Source organism: Mesorhizobium sp. Arg314 (assembly GCF_053714275.1).
In genome coordinates this window covers 86,911-103,219 of record NZ_JBSKBP010000008.1, presented here as the reverse complement: position 1 = coordinate 103,219, position 16,309 = coordinate 86,911, and the positions used below count along the sequence as shown (strand labels likewise).

The 16,309-nt window shown below is 63.9% G+C and carries 13 protein-coding genes and 1 pseudogene; 4 read left to right on the top strand and 10 right to left on the bottom strand.

Annotation, left to right across the window (positions count from 1 at the left end; translation table 11 throughout):
* Positions 1 to 153: 153 nt before the first annotated feature.
* From ACWGS9_RS10970 to ACWGS9_RS10925, 10 genes are all read right to left on the bottom strand, one after another.
* Complete coding sequence (locus ACWGS9_RS10970) at positions 154 to 1,671, bottom strand: GMC oxidoreductase (RefSeq protein ID WP_454505264.1); 1,518 nt, start codon at positions 1,669 to 1,671, stop codon at positions 154 to 156.
* A gap of 68 nt (positions 1,672 to 1,739) precedes the next feature.
* Complete coding sequence (locus tag ACWGS9_RS10965) at positions 1,740 to 2,855, bottom strand: ABC transporter ATP-binding protein (protein ID WP_454505263.1); 1,116 nt, start codon at positions 2,853 to 2,855, stop codon at positions 1,740 to 1,742.
* A 23-nt stretch (positions 2,856 to 2,878) separates the two neighbouring features.
* Entirely contained in the window at positions 2,879 to 3,823 is a 945-nt protein-coding gene (locus tag ACWGS9_RS10960) for a carbohydrate ABC transporter permease (protein ID WP_454505262.1), read from the bottom strand.
* The gene (locus ACWGS9_RS10955) at positions 3,820 to 4,779 is read right to left on the bottom strand and encodes a carbohydrate ABC transporter permease (protein WP_454505261.1); all 960 of its coding nucleotides are present in this window, start codon (positions 4,777 to 4,779) and stop codon (positions 3,820 to 3,822) included. The genes ACWGS9_RS10960 and ACWGS9_RS10955 overlap by 4 nt, the downstream gene beginning before the upstream one ends.
* Positions 4,780 to 4,908: 129 nt before the next feature.
* Entirely contained in the window at positions 4,909 to 6,162 is a 1,254-nt protein-coding gene (locus ACWGS9_RS10950; protein ID WP_454505260.1) for an ABC transporter substrate-binding protein, read from the bottom strand.
* A 58-nt stretch (positions 6,163 to 6,220) separates the two neighbouring features.
* On the bottom strand, positions 6,221 to 7,732 hold the full coding sequence (locus ACWGS9_RS10945) for an aldehyde dehydrogenase family protein (protein ID WP_454505259.1): 1,512 nt from the start codon (positions 7,730 to 7,732) through the stop codon (positions 6,221 to 6,223).
* A 10-nt stretch (positions 7,733 to 7,742) separates the two neighbouring features.
* Positions 7,743 to 8,519 carry an enoyl-CoA hydratase/isomerase family protein gene (locus ACWGS9_RS10940; protein WP_454505258.1) on the bottom strand — a complete coding sequence of 259 codons (777 nt, stop codon included), beginning with the start codon at positions 8,517 to 8,519 and terminating at the stop codon, positions 7,743 to 7,745.
* The gene (locus ACWGS9_RS10935; protein ID WP_454505257.1) at positions 8,512 to 10,113 is read right to left on the bottom strand and encodes an acyl CoA:acetate/3-ketoacid CoA transferase; all 1,602 of its coding nucleotides are present in this window, start codon (positions 10,111 to 10,113) and stop codon (positions 8,512 to 8,514) included. The genes ACWGS9_RS10940 and ACWGS9_RS10935 overlap by 8 nt, the downstream gene beginning before the upstream one ends.
* Positions 10,110 to 11,126 carry a Gfo/Idh/MocA family protein gene (locus ACWGS9_RS10930; protein WP_454505256.1) on the bottom strand — a complete coding sequence of 339 codons (1,017 nt, stop codon included), beginning with the start codon at positions 11,124 to 11,126 and terminating at the stop codon, positions 10,110 to 10,112. Before ACWGS9_RS10930 ends, ACWGS9_RS10935 begins: the two co-directional genes overlap by 4 nt.
* On the bottom strand, positions 11,123 to 12,169 hold the full coding sequence (locus ACWGS9_RS10925) for a LacI family DNA-binding transcriptional regulator (protein ID WP_454505255.1): 1,047 nt from the start codon (positions 12,167 to 12,169) through the stop codon (positions 11,123 to 11,125). Before ACWGS9_RS10925 ends, ACWGS9_RS10930 begins: the two co-directional genes overlap by 4 nt.
* Positions 12,170 to 12,412: 243 nt before the next feature.
* Between ACWGS9_RS10925 and ACWGS9_RS10920 the strand changes: the two genes are divergently transcribed.
* The 4 genes and pseudogenes from ACWGS9_RS10920 (at position 12,413) to ACWGS9_RS10905 (ending at position 16,306) form a co-directional block, all read left to right on the top strand.
* A complete protein-coding gene (locus ACWGS9_RS10920; RefSeq protein ID WP_454505254.1) occupies positions 12,413 to 13,567 on the top strand; it encodes a dihydrodipicolinate synthase family protein in 1,155 nt (384 codons plus the stop codon).
* Between the two features lie 80 nt (positions 13,568 to 13,647).
* Positions 13,648 to 13,747: pseudogene (locus ACWGS9_RS10915) on the top strand (GDP-mannose 4,6-dehydratase); the annotation flags it as partial.
* 164 nt (positions 13,748 to 13,911) lie between these two features.
* A complete protein-coding gene (fcl, locus tag ACWGS9_RS10910) occupies positions 13,912 to 14,880 on the top strand; it encodes a GDP-L-fucose synthase (protein ID WP_454505253.1) in 969 nt (322 codons plus the stop codon).
* Positions 14,867 to 16,306 carry a hypothetical protein gene (locus ACWGS9_RS10905; RefSeq protein ID WP_454505252.1) on the top strand — a complete coding sequence of 480 codons (1,440 nt, stop codon included), beginning with the start codon at positions 14,867 to 14,869 and terminating at the stop codon, positions 16,304 to 16,306. The genes fcl and ACWGS9_RS10905 overlap by 14 nt, the downstream gene beginning before the upstream one ends.
* The last annotated feature ends 3 nt before the right edge of the window (positions 16,307 to 16,309 follow it).

Here is a 16,309-nt window from a genome sequence, read left to right as displayed (position 1 = left end):
CTCCCCGTATAGTGACGGGGAGAAGGATGTTCTCGCCGTCGCATTCGCCAATCGCCAGCGATGCAAAAAAGGCGCCGGGGTTGCGGCCAGCTGTCTTCTCCCCGTTCACGGGGAGAAGGTGCCGGCAGGCGGATGAGGGGCGGCGCTGACGGCTCATGCGGCAAGCTCCGTGCTACGGATGTGGTCGGCCACCCGCAGCGCCTGGGCCGCGATCGACAGTGCCGGATTGACCGCGGCCGATGTCGGCAGGAAGCCGCCGTCGACGACGAACAAGTTCCGGTGGTCGAAGGCGCGGCAGAAAGCGTCGAGCGGTGACGTTGCCGGATCGTTGCCCATCTTCACCGTGCCGCACTGGTGCGAGGGCGTGCGCTTGTCGAAGGGGCGCGACAGCACGATCGGATAACCGCAAGCGCGAAGGTTCTCGCGCATCACCCTGGTCAGGCCTTCCAGCGACTGCATGTTGGAGCGCCGCCACTGCATGACGATCTCCTTGCCGTCGACCATGATGCGACTTTCGGGATCGGGCAGGTCCTCGCACATCAGGTACCAGTCGACGGCGTGGACGGCCATGAAATCGAGCGCGAATTTCGGCACCCGCTTCACATTGGCCTTGAGCATGTTGCCGTCGATCTTGCCGAGCAGCTGCACATTGCCCAGCGGCTTGCCGCCCTTGCCGTCCGACAGATAGTAGTCGTTGAGCATCAGCGTCTTCTGGTAGACGCTGTCGTTGCGGCGCCGCGGATCGATCGCCAGCATCGCGCTCGAATTGTGGTTCATGAAATTGCGGCCGACCTGGTCGGAGCTGTTGGCCAGGCCCTTGCCCCCGTTCTTGCCCTTAGTCGGCGAGGGTGAACGCAGCAGGATGGCGGCCGAGTTGATCGCGCCGGCCGACAGGATGACCAGCTTCGGCGACAGCGTCTTTTGCACGCCGTTCCGGGTGTAGTGAATGGCGGCGATAGACCTGCCGTCCGGCGAGGCTTCGAGCCAGTCGACACAGGCGCTCGTTTCGAGCCGGATGTTCGGATCCTTCAGCGCTGCGGTCAGGGGACCGGTCTGGGCATCGATCTTGCCCTGGCCGGTGTTGGGGAATGCGTCCCAACCGGTCTTGCCATCCTTCAGCCAGGCTTCGATGTCGACGCCGAGCGGCAGCGAAGCCGGGTGCAGGCCGAGGCTCTTCAATTCGGCACGGGCGCGTGCGATCGGCGGTTCGTCCGGCACCGGCTTGAAGGCGTAGGGGATCGAATGGAAGGGTTCGGTCGGATCCTCGCCAAGCGTGCCGCGCACGCGAAAAAGCTGCTCGGCCTTCGAGTACCATGGCTCGAATTCGTCATAGGAAAACGGCCAGGCCGGCGAGACGCCGCCGAAATGCTCGAGCTCGGAAAAATCCTCCTTGCGGTAGCGGATCAGGACGGCGCCGAAGAACTTCGAATTGCCGCCGACATAGTAATAGTTGCCGGGGTTGAAGGCAGCACCTCCGGCCTCGCGCCACATCTCCTTTGGCCGGTAATGCTCGTCGACGAAGATCGAACGCGTCGAGCGCGCGTGCGGCGTCGCGGGCAGCGGCTCGCCGCGCTCCAGGATGAGGATCGAGGCACCGCTACCGGCCAAGCCGGAGGCGATCGTGGCGCCGCCGATGCCGGAGCCGATGATGACGATATCCGGATTTGCCATGGTCTAAAGGTCTTTGCTTTGATGCATGTCGTTGCCCCAAAACCGGATCCACTTTTGGGCGACATGCATCAGAGAATGCGCTTCTCGGTCGCCGGATCGAAGAACACCGCCTTACTGAGGTTGAAGGCCAAAGGCGTGCTGGTGCCGGGCTGGATCTTGGCATCCGCCCGCAGCCGCGCCACCACGCCCTTGCCGCCGAGATTGGTGACGGCGAAGGTGTCGGAGCCGGCCGGCTCGACTACCTCGATGTGGCAGTCGGCGGTGGCAATGTTGGAGCCGTTGCGTTCGGCACCTTCCGGGTCGGTCAGCGCTTCGGGGCGGACGCCGAAGATCACCGATTTGTCCTTGAATGCAGCAAGGCCGGCGGGCGCGCCGGGCATCGGCAGTATGATCGGCTGGCGGGCTTCGCGGTCCAGCACCACGGAAAGCCCGCTGCCATTGCCGTCGATCTTGGCCGGGATCAGGTTCATCGCCGGCGAGCCCATGAAGTCGGCGACGAAAATGTTGGTCGGGTTGTTGTAGATCTCGGCCGGCGTGCCGAACTGCTGCACCTCGCCGTCGCGCATGACGGCGATCTTGGTCGCCAGCGTCATCGCCTCGATCTGGTCATGCGTGACGTAGACGATCGTCGTGCCGGTGGTGGCATGCAGGCGCTTGATCTCGATGCGCATGTCGACGCGCAGCTTGGCGTCGAGGTTGGAGAGCGGCTCGTCGAACAGGAAGAGTTTCGGGTCGCGCACCAGCGCCCGGCCCATGGCGACGCGCTGGCGCTGGCCGCCGGAAAGCTGGCTCGGCTTGCGCTGCAGGAGGTGGCCGATCTGCAGGATCCTGGACACCTTGTCGATCGCCGCCTGGCGTTCCGCCGCCGGCACGCCGCGCATCTCCATGCCGAAGGCGATGTTTCCGGCCACCGTCATGTTCGGATAGAGCGCATAGCTCTGGAAGACCATGGCGATATCGCGCTTGGAAGGGTGCAGATCGTTGATCGCGCGGCCCTCGACGCGGATTTCGCCCTCGGTGATGCTTTCGAGACCGGCAATGGTGTTGAGCAGCGTGGACTTACCGCAGCCGGAAGGACCGACCAGCACCAGGAAGCCGCCTTTTTCGAGCTCGACATTGATGCCCTTCAGGATCTCGACATTCCCGAAACGCTTCTTCAGCCCATCAATTTCCAGAAAAGCCATGGTCGTTCCTTCAAGAAAGAGGGTCAGCCCTTGACCGCGCCTGCCATCAGCCCGCGCACGAAATAGCGGCCGGCGACGACGTAGACGATCAGGGTGGGGAGGGCGGCGATCATCGCCGCGGCCATGTTGACGTTGTATTCGACCACGCCGGTCGAGGTGTTGACGACATTGTTCAGCGCCACCGTCATCGGCATCACGTCGCCGGTGCCGGCGTAGGCGGAAGCGAACAGGAAGTCGTTCCAGATGTTGGTGAATTGGTAGATGACCGTGACGACGAAGATCGGCATCGAGTTCGGCAGCATGATGCGGCGGAAGATCTGGAAGAAGGACGCGCCGTCGACCTGCGCCGCCTTGATCAGCTCGGTCGGGAAGGCCTCGTAATAGTTGCGGAAGAACAGCGTGGTGAAACCGAGGCCGTAGACCACGTGGACGAAGACCAGGTTCACCGTCGAATTGCCGAGGCCGAAGTTGAAGCCGGTCGCGTTCTGCAAGGTGACGCCGAAGCGGCCGATGCTGCCGAGGATCGTCGCCATCGGCAGAAGCACCGACTGGAACGGGATGAAGCAGGCGAACAGCATCATGGCGAAGACCAGCGTATGGCCGCGGAAGCGCCATTTGGTCAGCACGTAGCCGTTCAGCGCGCCGAGCAGCGTCGAGATCAGCACCGCCGGCACCACCATCTTGATGGAGTTCCAGAAGTAGCCCTTGATGCCGGCGCAGGTCAGCCCGACGCAGGTCTGGCCCCAGGCCTTGAACCAGGGCTCGATGGTCGGCGATTGCGGCAGCGCCAGCATGTTGCCGTTCTGGATCTCGTCCATGGTCTTGAACGAGGTGACCAGCATGACGAAGAGCGGCATCAAGTAGAAGATCGCGAACAGCGCCAGCAGCCCGTAGATGACGATGCGGTTGACGGTCCTGGCGCTGGTGCCGCTGGAGGCAGGCCGGGCAGGTGAGATGACAGCGCTCATCGCGGCTTCTCCCTGAGCTCGGAATAGAGATACGGCACGATGATTGCGGTCAGCGTCATCAGCATGATCACGGCGCTCGCCGAGCCGACCGCCATTTCGTTGCGCTTGAAGGTGAACTCATACATGAAGTTGGAGGGCAGCCAGGCCGAGCCGCCGGGCCCGCCGCTGGTCAGCGCCACGACAAGGTCGTAGGACTTGATGGCGAGGTGCGCGAGCACGATGAAGGCCGACAGGAAGACCGGCCTGAGCAGCGGGATGACGATGCGGCGATAGAGTTGGAAGGTGGAGGCACCGTCGATCTGCGCCGCCTTCATGATCTCGCCGTCGATGCCGCGAAGGCCGGCCAGGAACATCGCCATGATGAAGCCGGAGGCCTGCCAGACGCCGGCGATCACCACCGTGTAGATGACGAAATCCTTGTTCTTGATCCAGTCGAAGTGGAAGCTCGTCCAGCCCCATTGATGCAGCGTCTGCTCGAGACCAAGGCCGGGATCGAGGAACCATTTCCAGGCGACGCCGGTGACGATGAAGGAGAGCGCCATCGGGTAGAGGTAGATCGGCCGCAGCACGCCTTCGCCGCGGATCTTCTGATCGAGCAGGATGGCCAGGAACAGACCGAGCGCCAGGCAGATACCGATGTAGAGGAAGCCGAAAATGCCCATGTTGGTGATCGAGGTGTACCAACTCGACGGCGGGTCGCTCTCGAAGGTCCAGCGCCACAGCCGCTGATAGGCGCGGGCGCCGGTGATGTCGTAGGACGGGAAGGTCTTGGAATTGGTGAAGGACAGGTAGATCGTCCACAGGATGAAACCATAGACGAAGACGATCGTCGCCGCGAAGCTCGGCGCCAGCACGATCTTCGGCAACAGGTCCTGCAGCCGCGACCGGACCGACGCGCCAGGGCGGGCGTCATGCTCCGGTGTCAGCTTGATCTGGGTTTCGGCAACTGTGCTCATCGGCTCATCCAGTACCGGTTAGTGAGGATCGGCCGGCGCGCTACGCACGCCAGGAAGCAATCCCGGATATTGTCTCGGCGGGAGACCTCCCCCGCCGAAGCGGGGGAGAGTCAATCTATGCCAAAGGCCTTACTTGGCGTCGTCGATTGCCTTGACCAACTCGGTCACGGCCTCGTCCGAGGTCTTGATCTGACCATGGACGAACTTCGACACGACGTCCTTGTAGGCGTTGGCGACGGCCGGCGGAGCGCCATAACCCTGCGCCAGCGAGCCGAACAGCGTGCCGCCGTCATTGGCCTTCTTCAGGTCGGCGATGCCCTTCTTGCCGCAAGCGTCGAAGTCGGTGTCCGGCACGTCGGTGCGGGCCGGGACCGAACCCTTCACCACGTTGAAGGCCGACTGGAAGCTCTTCGACAGGGTGGCGGTGGCCAGAGCGACCTGGGCGGCCTTGCGGTCTTCCGGAACGTTGAACATGCCGAACATGTCGGAGTTGTAGATCACCGAGCCATCGGTGCCCGGGAAACGGTAGCAGAGGAAGTCGGTGCCCGGGGCCTTTTTGGCGGCGTGGAACTCGCCCTTGGCCCAGTCGCCCATGACCTGAACCAGCGCATCGCCCTTGATGACCATGGCGGTGGCGAGGTTCCAGTCGCGGCCCGAGAAGTTCGGGTCGACATATTTGACGAGCTTGGCGAGGTTGTCGAACGACTTCTTCATCGTGTCGGACTTGAGCGACCCTTCATCGAGGTCGTTCATCGCCTTCTTGTAGAACTCCGGTCCTCCGGTCGACAGCACGACGGAGTCGAACATGGTGGCTTCCTGCCAGTTCTGGCCACCAAGCGCTAGCGGAATGACCCCCGCAGCCTTGGCCTTGTCGAGCAGCGCGATGAAGTCATCGAAGGTCTTCGGCTCGGTGCCGCCGATCTTGTCCATGACCGCCTTGTTGATCCACAGCCAGTTGACGGAGTGGACGTTGACCGGAGCGGCCACCCACTTGCCGTTATAGACGGAGAATTTCTGCAGCGCGGCGGGAACCGACTTGTCCCAGCCTTCCTTCTTGGCAGTCTCGGTCAGGTCGCCCATGACGCCGGCGGCGGCATAGTCGAGCACGGTGTAACCCAGCATCTGCGAGGCGGTCGGATAGTTGCCGGCCGCGACCATGGCCTTCAGCGCGGTCATGGCGGCGTCGCCGCCACCGCCGGCTACCGGCACGTCCTTCCAGGCATAGCCTTCCTTGGCCAGATCCTGCTTCAGCACGTTCAGAGCAGCCGCTTCGCCGCCCGACGTCCACCAATGCAGCATCTGCACTTCCTTGACGTCCGCGGCATGCGCCGAGAACGCAAAGCTCGTCGCGAGAGCCGTTCCGATAAGCAGTTTGCGCAACATGTACTACCTCCCTTGTTGCATACACATAACCGGCGGGTGTCCGCCGGGGTCTCCCAACTCAGCCGACCCACCAACCGGTGCGCTGGCCGCGATGAAACTGGATAGTCTTTTCCTCGGTATAGTCCTCGACGGCGCGTTTGCCGAGTTCGCGTCCGAGACCGGACTGCTTGTAGCCGCCGAAGGGCAGTTCGGGATAACCTTCCATGAACGTATTCACCCAAACCGTCCCCGAACGCACACCGCGGGCCACCGACATGCAAGTGTCGATGCCGGCGCTCCACACCCCTGCAGACAGACCATAGGGCGTGTTGTTGGCAATGTGCAATGCCTCTTCAATCGTTCCAAAAGTGAGCACGGACAGCACCGGCCCGAACACTTCCTCGCGGGCGATCGCCATATCCTCGGTGACGTTGCCGACAATTGTCGGGTCGAGGTATTGGCCGGCGTTTGACGCGAGCCGGCCGCCGCCGCTGAGGACGCTGCCGCCGTTGCTTTTTGCCGCCGCCACATAGCCGGCTACCTTTTCCATATGGTCGACCGAGATCATCGCGCCGACCTTGGTACGGTCGTCAAGCGGATCCCCGACGCGGACCCTCTGCGCCAGTGCCGTGACCGCGGCAAGAAAATCGTCGGCGATCGCCTCATGCACGATCAGCCGGCTGCCGGCATTGCAGCATTCGCCGGCGTTGAAGAAGCCGCCGAACACCGCCGCATCCGCCGCCGCTTCGAGGTCGGCATCGGGGAAGACGATCTGGCCGTTCTTGCCGCCGAGCTCCATCGAGACCTTCTTCAGAGAATTCGATGCAGCGGCCATGGTCATCTTGCCGACGCGGGTCGAACCGGTGAAGGAGACCATCTCGACCAGCGGATGGCTGACCATCGGCGCGCCGACATCGGCGCCGAAGCCGGCGAGGATGTTGACGACGCCGGCCGGTAGTCCGGCCTCGAGCAGTATGTCGCCGAGCACGAACGTGGAAGCGGACGTCATCTCGCTCGGCTTCACCACCACCGTGCAGCCGGCGGCGAGCGCGAAGGGCAGTTTCTGGCTGATGATCAGGAAGGGGAAATTCCACGGCGTGATCAGCGAGACGACACCGATCGGCTCGCGCAACACCACGCCCAGCATGGCGTCGCCGAGATTGGCGTAGCTCTCGCCATGCAGCGTACGGGCAAGCGAGGCGGCGTAGCGCCAGATGTCGACGGCGCCGCCGATCTCGCCGCGCGCCTGGGCGATCGGCTTGCCGGATTCCAGCGCGTCGAGACGGGCGATCTGTTCCAGCCGGCTTTCGACCAGGTCTGCCGCCTTGAGCAGCACGGCGGCGCGCTCGGAAGCTTTCATGCGCGGCCATGGGCCGGTCTCGAAGGCCTTGTGCGCGGCCTGAACCGCGGCCTCGACGTCCACAGTGCCCGCCTGGGCATAGCGCGAGACGACAAAACCGTGGCCGGGGCTGGCACGCTCGATGCTGCGGCCGTCGCTGGCATCGAGATGCTTGCCGTCGATCAGCAGCTTGTAGGCCTTCGGCGCCTGGGACGCCTCGGTCGGCATGGAGATGTTGAGCGGTGCGTTCATCGTTTCTTCTCTAGGATCTCGAAAAGGCCGGCTTCTGCTTGGCCTTGAACGCGCCGACGCCGGTTTTCAGGTCGGCCGTGAGCGCAATGAAACCGCTGGCCAGCGCCTCGGTCGCCGCGGCATTCTCCTCGCCCTCGGCAACGCCGATCATCAGCTTGGCGGCCTCGGTCGCCAGCGGGCCGCGCTCGGCGATTCTTTCCGCCCAGGCCCTGGCGTCGTCGAAAGCCTTGCCGGTTTCGACGACGCGGTCGACAACGCCAAGCGCCAGCGCATCGGCCGCCGGAAAAATCTCGCCGCCAAGCGCCATTCGCCGCACGATCTGCACACCGAAGCGGCGCACAGCGCGCTGCGTGCCGGACCAGCCGGGAACGACGCCGATCGAGGTTTCGGGGAACCCGAGCTTCACCTGGGATTCGGCGACGCGGAAATCGCATGCGGCCGCCAGTTCCAGCCCGCCGCCCAGCGCATGGCCTGACAGAACTGCGATGGTCGGCTGCCGCAAGCGCGCCAGCCGGTCGAAGACACGGTGGCCGTAACGGACCCATTGCACCTGGAAATCGGCGGCGCTCATCGCGCCCCAGGCCTCGACGTCGCCGCCGGCACAAAAACCTTTGCCTTCGCCACGGATGAGCACGACGCGCACGCCCTCGGCCAGTTCCGCCTCGTCGAGCGACGTTTCCAGTGCCCGCAGCATGGGAATATCCAGCGCGTTGAACTTTTCCGGTCGGCGCAGCGTGACGACGCCGACAGCGCCATCCTGCTCGAAGGTGACGAGACGCTCAGCCATGCACGCCTCCGAGCGAGGCGCCGGCATTGAGCGACAGGCCGATCGGCCGGTCCTGGTAGAGCGACGAAGGCGTGACCTTGAGGTCGTTGGCGACGGCGAGCGGGATATCGGCCTGCGCCAGCACATCGCGTTCGAGGTCGATGCCGGGCGCCAGCTCCGTCACCATCAAGCCGCCTGGCGTCAGCTTCATCACGCAGCGCTCGGTGACATAGGTGATGTCCTGTCCCTGCGCGACCGCGCGCTTGCCGGAGAAGGAAATGTGCTCGACCTCCTCGACGATCTTTTTCACCTTGCCCTCCTGGTCGATGCGGATGGCGCTGTTCGCCAGCGAGAGCTTGGCGCCGGCATTGAAGAAGCCGGAAAAGACGATCTTCTTCGCCCGCGACGTGATGTCGACGAAGCCGCCGGCGCCGGCCGTCACATGCGGCCGAGCCGAAAGCTTCGACACGTTGACCGAGCCGTGGCGGTCGATCTGCAGGAAGGAGAGCAGGGAGGCGTCGAAGCCGCCGGCCTGGAAATAGATGAACTGGTGCGGCGAGGGCATGATCGCTTCGGCGTTCGAGGCGCAGCCGAACTTGAAGTCGAGCAGCGGCACGCCGCCGACCGCGCCCTGCTCGATCACCCAGGTGACCTTGCCGTGCTGGCCTTCCTCCAAGAGGATGCGCGGCACGTTGGCCGATATGCCGAAGCCGATGTTGACGGCCATGCCGTCGCGCAATTCCATGGCGACGCGGCGCGCGATCACCTTCTGGACGTTCATCTCCGGCGTGCGGAAGGTCGACAGCGGTCGGAAGATCTCGCCCGAGATCGCCGGGTCGTAAGGCGTGAGGGTCGTCTGCAACTGGTCTGGCGCCACCACGATATGGTCGACCAGCACGCCCGGCACACGCACATCATGCGGCTTCAGCGTGCCGTTCTCGACGACGCGCTTGACCTGCGCGATGACGATGCCGCCATTGTTGCGGGCCGCGAGCGCCTGCTCCAGGCCGCCGAGATAGGCGCCCTCGTGCTCATAGGTGAGGTTGCCGCGCTCGTCGGCCGAAGTGGCGCGGATGATCGAGATGTTAGGAACGATGGCGCGGAAATAGAGCCATTCCTCACCGTCGAACTGCTGCACCGAAACGATCGGCTCGCTGGCCGCGGCGTTCATGGCGCAGCCCTGGTGGCGCGGATCGGCGAAAGTGTCGAGGCCGACCTTGGTCAGCACGCCCGGCCGTTTGGCGGCGGCTTCGCGATGCATGTCGAACAGGATGCCCGAGGGCACGTTATAGGCGGCGACTGAATTGTCGCCGATCATCTTCCAGATCTGCGGCGGCTCGGCGGAGGAGGGGCCGGAAGGATAGGAGCCGCAAAGCGTGCGCTTCAACAGGCCCGGCTTGGCGAGATGGTCGATGCCCTTGATGCCGTACATGTCGCCGGCGGCGATCGGATGCAGCGTGGTGATATTCTTCGGATGGCCCTCGGCGTCGAAGCGCTCGCCGATCGCGGCTAGCACGGCGTCGGGACAGCCAAGGCCGCTCGACGACGACACCGAGACGACCATGCCGTCCTTGATCAGGCTGGCGGCGTGGGCCGCCGAGACGAGCTTGTTCACGCCAGGCCCCCGAGTTGCGGGTCGATCATCACGGATTTGCCGGTCTTCGACGATTGTAGTGCTGCCTCGGCCGAGGCCAGCGACCAGATGCCGTCCTCGCCGGTGGCGGAAGGCTGGCCTTCGCCAAGGATCGCGGCATGAAACTGGCGCAGCGTGCGGGTGTACAGGTCCTCGCGGTCGAAGCTAAGCTCTTCCTCGCCGCTCGCGGTGCGCAGCAGCACCGAGCCGACCGGCTTCTGCGTCATGACATTGGTGGCAATCAGCGAGCCTTCCGATCCATGCACCTCGAAGCCGGTGCCGGCGAATTTCGTCGTGAAGCCCTCATGCGACTGCGCGATGACGCCGGACTTGAAGCGCCAGATGCACATGGCGCCATCCTCCAATCCGCTGCCGGCCATGCCGGCCGACTGCGTGAACGCCGAAATCTCGACCGGATCGTCGCCGAGAACGAAGCGCAGCGTATCGGCGTCGTGGACGGTGATGTCGAGCACCACGCCGCCGCCGGCCTCAGGCCTGGTGATGCGCCAGCCCTGCAGGTTTTCCGGCAGGAAGACGGAATGGAAGACGCGCGCGGCGATCGGCTTGCCAATGCGGCCGGCGGCAATTGCCTCGCGCATGGCGCGGTGCGCGCCGGCGTTGCGCAGATGGTGATTGGTGCCGAAGACGATGCCGGCGGCCTTGGCGGCGCCGACCATCTGCTTGGCATCGGCGCTGGTCAGCGCCAGCGGCTTCTCGCACAGCACATGCTTGCCGGCTTCGATTGCCGCAAGACCCTGTTCGAGATGCAACTCGTTGGTGGTCGAGATGTAGACGGCGTCGATGTCCGCGCCGAGCAGCGCATCAACGGTCGAGACGGCGGCAGGTATGCCGTTCTCGCGAGCATAGGCTTCGGCGCGTTCCGCGCTGGAGCTCATCACGGCAGCGACCTCGCCATCGGCCTGCGCGCGAATGGCGTTGATCATGAACTGCTTGGCGATCGTGCTCGCGCCGATCAGGCCCCATCTCACGCTCATGCCGCGTCCCCCATTCCTTGCTTGCTGCGATCCGGGCCGCTGCTTTCGCGGACGACGAGGCTGACGGCGCCGATATGGTCCTCGGCGCGCGTGGTGCGGGACTGGATCATCTTCAGCATGACGTGGGCGGCGCGCTCGCCCAGGCCGGCGGTGTCGACGGCAACGCTGGTCAGCGCCGGGCTGTAGTGCTCGGCTTCGGCGACATCGTCGAAGCCAACGACAGCAAAGTCCGCTCCGGCTTCCAGATTGCGCCGGCGCAGGGCCAGCATGGCGCCGAAGGCGACCGCGTCGTTGAAGCACAGCGCAGCCGTCGGCGGCTCGGTCGCGGCAAGCGCCGTCTCCAGGCAGGCCATGCCGCCCTTGCGGCTGGTCTCGCCTTCGACGATCAGCCGGTCAGCCGCCGGGATGCCGAGCGTTTGGCAGGCTTCGAGGAAGCCGCCCAGGCGCTCATGATAGACAACGAGGTCGGATGAGCCGCCGAAGAACGCCAGGCGGCGATGGCCCTTGCGGATCAGATGCTCGGTGGCGAGGATGGCGCCGCGATGATTGTCCGGCGTGATCACCGGGATGCGGCTGTCGGGCAGCCGGCGCATGGCAAAGACGATCGGCACACCGGCCGTTTCGATGCGGCGGAAAGCGCCCGGCGTGGTGCCACGCGCCGGCGAGACGATCAGGCCGGCGACGCCTTGCTCCATCAGCGATTTCAGCACCTCTTCCTGGCGCACCGGGTTCTCCGCCGTGTTGGCGATGAAGGGGACCACGCCCGCCGCCTGGAAGACGCGCTCCATGCCGACCGCAAGCTCGGCGAAAAACGGGTTGGTGAGGTCGTTGATCACCATGCCGATGACGTTGGAATGCGCCTTGCGCAGATTGGCGGCGCCGCGGTTGTAGACATAGCCGACATCCTCGATCGCCTTGCGCACCTTGACCGTGGTCTCAGGTCGGATCAGCCCGCTGCCTTGCAGCACGAGCGACACCGTCGATTTGGACACGCCGGCCTCGCGGGCAATGTCCAGGATCGTCGCCTTGGCGCGGCTGGCCATCCTCGTCCCGTCCTCCGCGTTTTTTGAATGAATTTATTGGAACGTTCTAATCACTGTTCGAAATCAGAGTCAATGGCGATTCCCGTCAGATTCGAAAAATTGATTGATACGGTTTAAAATCGCGACCAATACAAGGGTTTTCACGCTGAGGTGCCGTGTGCCCTGCCGGCCAGGCTCCTTGAACATAAAGGTTCTTGATTTATTGGAACGTTCCATTTATAGGAACCGCAACGGGAGAGTTGAATGGACATCACCTTGCCTGCGGAAAACGGCGACCGGGTCAGCTACCGGCTCGTCGGCAAACCGGTCGTGCCGAGCGGGGGCGCGCATTTTTCACGCATCGCCTATGCCGCCGCCCACGTCGTTGCCGACCCCATCGCGATGACCAATCCCTGGTTGCGGCCTGCGGTCGACTGGGACAGGACCATGGCGTTTCGCCATCATCTGTGGCGGCTCGGCTTCCGCATCGCCGAGGCAATGGACACGTCTCAACGCGGCATGGGTTTCGACTGGGGGAGCGCGAAGGAATTGATCCGCCGCTCGATCGCGGAGGCAAAAACGGTTCCGGGCGCCGACCTCGCTTCGGGGGCGGGGACCGATCATCTGGCGCCAGCGGCGGCCAAAATGCTCGACGACGTTATCCGCGCCTACGAAGAACAATTCGCCTTCATCGAAGGCGAGGGCGGCAAAGCGATCATGATGGCGAGCCGCGCGCTGGCGGCCGTGGCAAAAGGGCCGGACGACTATGCCCGCGTCTATGACCTAATGCTCTCCCAGGCGTCGGGCAAGGTCATCCTGCACTGGCTGGGCGACATGTTCGATCCGGCGCTCAAAGGCTATTGGGGCAGCAACGATTTCGACGCCGCGCTCGATACGGTCGTGGCCATCATCGAGCGGCACGCAAGCAAGGTCGAGGGCATCAAGATATCGCTGCTCGATGCCGGCAAGGAAGTGCGGTTGCGCGACCGGCTGCCCGACGGGGTGGTGATGTTCACCGGCGACGATTTCAACTACCCGGAGCTGATCGCCGGCGACGGCAAAAAACACTCGCACGCGCTGCTCGGCATCTTCGACGCTATCGCGCCGGTGGCAAACGCGGCGCTGGCGAAGCTGGCCGAAGGCGACAAGGCCGGTTACGACGCGCTGATGGCCCCGACCGTACCGCTGTCGCGCAAGATCTTCGAAGCGCCGACCGAATACTACAAGGCCGGCATCGTCTTCATGGCCTGGCTGAACGGGCATCAGGACCATTTTACCATGGTCGGCGGCATGCAGTCGGCGCGCGGCATATGCCACTACGCGGATGTCTTCCGCCTCTCCGACCAGGCCGGTCTGTTGGCCGACCCTGATCTTGCCGCCGCCAGGATGAAGGTCCTGCTGGCGATGGCGGGCATCTGAGCCGATCCCCCGTGCGGGGATTTGCGTTCCGCCGGCAAATCTGTATTCGCTTGCCGAAATTGGCGCGGACGAATACGGCAATGGCGGACAAAGTCGCCCCAGCAGACAAAGTCGCCCTTATCACCGGTGTTACCGGGCAGGACGGGGCTTATCTGGCGCAACTGCTGCTCGAGAAGGGCCGAGGTGGACGCGCTGGTTGGCGACGCCGCCAAGGCGAGGCACGTTTTGGGCAGGTCGCACACCGTCGGTTTCAGGGACCTTGTGGCGGAAATGGTCCAGGCCGACCTGGCGCGCGCCGCCGGCGGCGTATGGGGTAACGGCCGTTCAACCTAGGACCTGCGCTCATGGAAAAGAGCTTCGATCTCAAAGGAAAGCGCGTTTTCGTCGCCGGTCATCGCGGCATGGTCGGCTCGGCGCTGGTGGGCCGTCTGGCAGGCGAGGATTGCGAGATCGTGACCGTTGCGCGGAGCGAGCTTGACCTTCTCGACCAGGCCGGCGTGCGCCGCTGGATGGAGGACCGGCGGCCGGATGTGGTGATCATGGCGGCCGCCAAGGTCGGCGGCATCCTTGCCAATGACAGCTTCCCGGTGGATTTTCTTTACGAAAACCTCGTTGTGCAGACCAATGTGATCGAAGCCGCCTTCCGCAGCGAGGTGCAGAAACTCCTGTTCCTGGGCTCGTCCTGCGTCTATCCGAAACTTGCGCCGCAGCCGATCCCGGAAGACACGCTGCTCACCGGCCCGCTCGAACCCACCAATGAATGGTATGCCGTGGCCAAGATCGCCGGATTGAAACTTTGCCAGGCCTACCGGCGGCAATACGGCGTCAACTACATCTCGGCCATGCCGACCAACCTTTACGGTCCGGGTGACAATTTCGACCGCGATAGCAGCCATGTCGTGCCGGCGCTGATGCGCAAGGCGCATGAGGCGAAGCTCACCCGTCAAAAGACCCTGCAGGTGTGGGGGTCAGGCCGGCCGATGCGGGAGTTCCTGCATGTCGGCGACGCCGCCGACGCGTTTGTCTGGCTTTTGAAGAACTATGCCGGTGAGGGTCACGTCAATGTCGGGAGCGGCGAGGACCTCACTATCGAGGAGCTTGCCCGAACCATCGTCTCGGTCGTCGGCGCCGCCGCCGAGATCACCTTCGATCCAACGAAGCCGGACGGCACGCCGCGCAAGCTGATGGATGTGTCGCGCCTGTTTGCAACCGGCTGGCGTCCGAAATACGCGCTGCGCGATGGATTGAAACAGACCTATGCGTGGTTCCTCGAGCATGTCGAGAAGGGCGACATCCGTCTTGGCGCTGTCTGATCCAGCCTCGACGCTGATCGCCGCCACCAGGACCGACGGGCTGGGCGGCCGCCTTCTGGCGATGGCGAACGCGAAGACGCTGGCCGACACCTCCGGCTACCGCTTCGGCTTCACCTGGAACCGAAAGGTCGCGGCCGACAAAGCGTTCCATACCGTCGAGATCGCCGACAGGATTTTCTCACCCGACTTCATTGAAAAGTATTGGCTGGGCGAAAGCGTCAAGGCGTCCGATTTCGGCATTGTCGACATGGCGGCCCTTGGCGGACGCGACCTTGGCGAAGTTGCGAAAGAAAGGAAACTGCGCGGCTGGATTTGCGACGATTTTCTTGTCCTGCAAAGCAATGCGGCTCAGGTTTTGGAGCGGCGGGCGGAGACGTTGCGTGGTTTCGACTATTCGGCGACTGTGAAGGAAGCAATCGCCGCCGCCGATCGAAGCCGGTTTCCCGGCCCGATGGCAGCGCTCCATCTGCGCAGCGGCGACATCGTGCACGGCAAGCATCGCGCCAGCCTGGTCTTTGCCGAGAAGGTCATTCCTTCAACGCTCGCGCGGGCGATCGTTTCGGAGCTTTCGTCGAGAGGTGTGACAACGCTGCTGATCGGGCAGCATCGTCCGACGCTCGACTATCTCAGGGCAGAAACCGGGGCGATGCTGACCGGCGATTTCGGCGCCGACGCATTCGCCGACGAGACCCTGAGAGCATTCTTCGAGATGGCACTGGCGGCGCGCTGCCGGCAAATCTATTCAGGAAGCAGCATCTTCGCCGAGATAGCGTCGCTGATGGGCGGTGCGCCTCTCATGCGTGCGGCTGCCTTGTTCGACGCGCCGCGAGCCGCGAACATCATTCTCGACGAGTTGAAGGTTCACCAGGCGGATTATCATCCGCGTGAGGCGGCCTTCGGTTATCAGGTGGCTTTCCTTGCGATGGAGGACAAGATCGCGCCCAGGCGGGCACGTGAGCTCCTGGATAAGGCCTATGCGCTCGATCCGGAAAACGATGCCTATACCCTGAAGATCGCGTCGTCCTTTTTTCGCGAGCGCGATTATGCTTCGGGCGAAGCGGTGTTGAAATCCGTAGTGACACGGCAATTTCAGGCGCGCCGCAAAATACCAGTGACGATCATGCGACTGCTCGGAGAGGTGCTGTTCCGCAGATGTCCATATGCTGCGGATTTCGAATTCTTCCTTGCCGCGGGGGAAGCAGGCTACCCCTATGCCGCCGCATGTTCGGCCTGGATACTCCAGCAAACGACGGCGGACCGGGATAGGGCGCTGGCGATGGCGCATCGCGCGGTCAAAGCTGCCCCGGTCGATCCGATCCTGAGGAAGGTCAGGCAACGCATCCTGCAGGGCAAGAGACCGAAGTCCGGCCTGATCGCCAAAGCAAGGTGGCGGATCGCCTGGCTGCGCGGTCTGGGAACAATGTGAGAA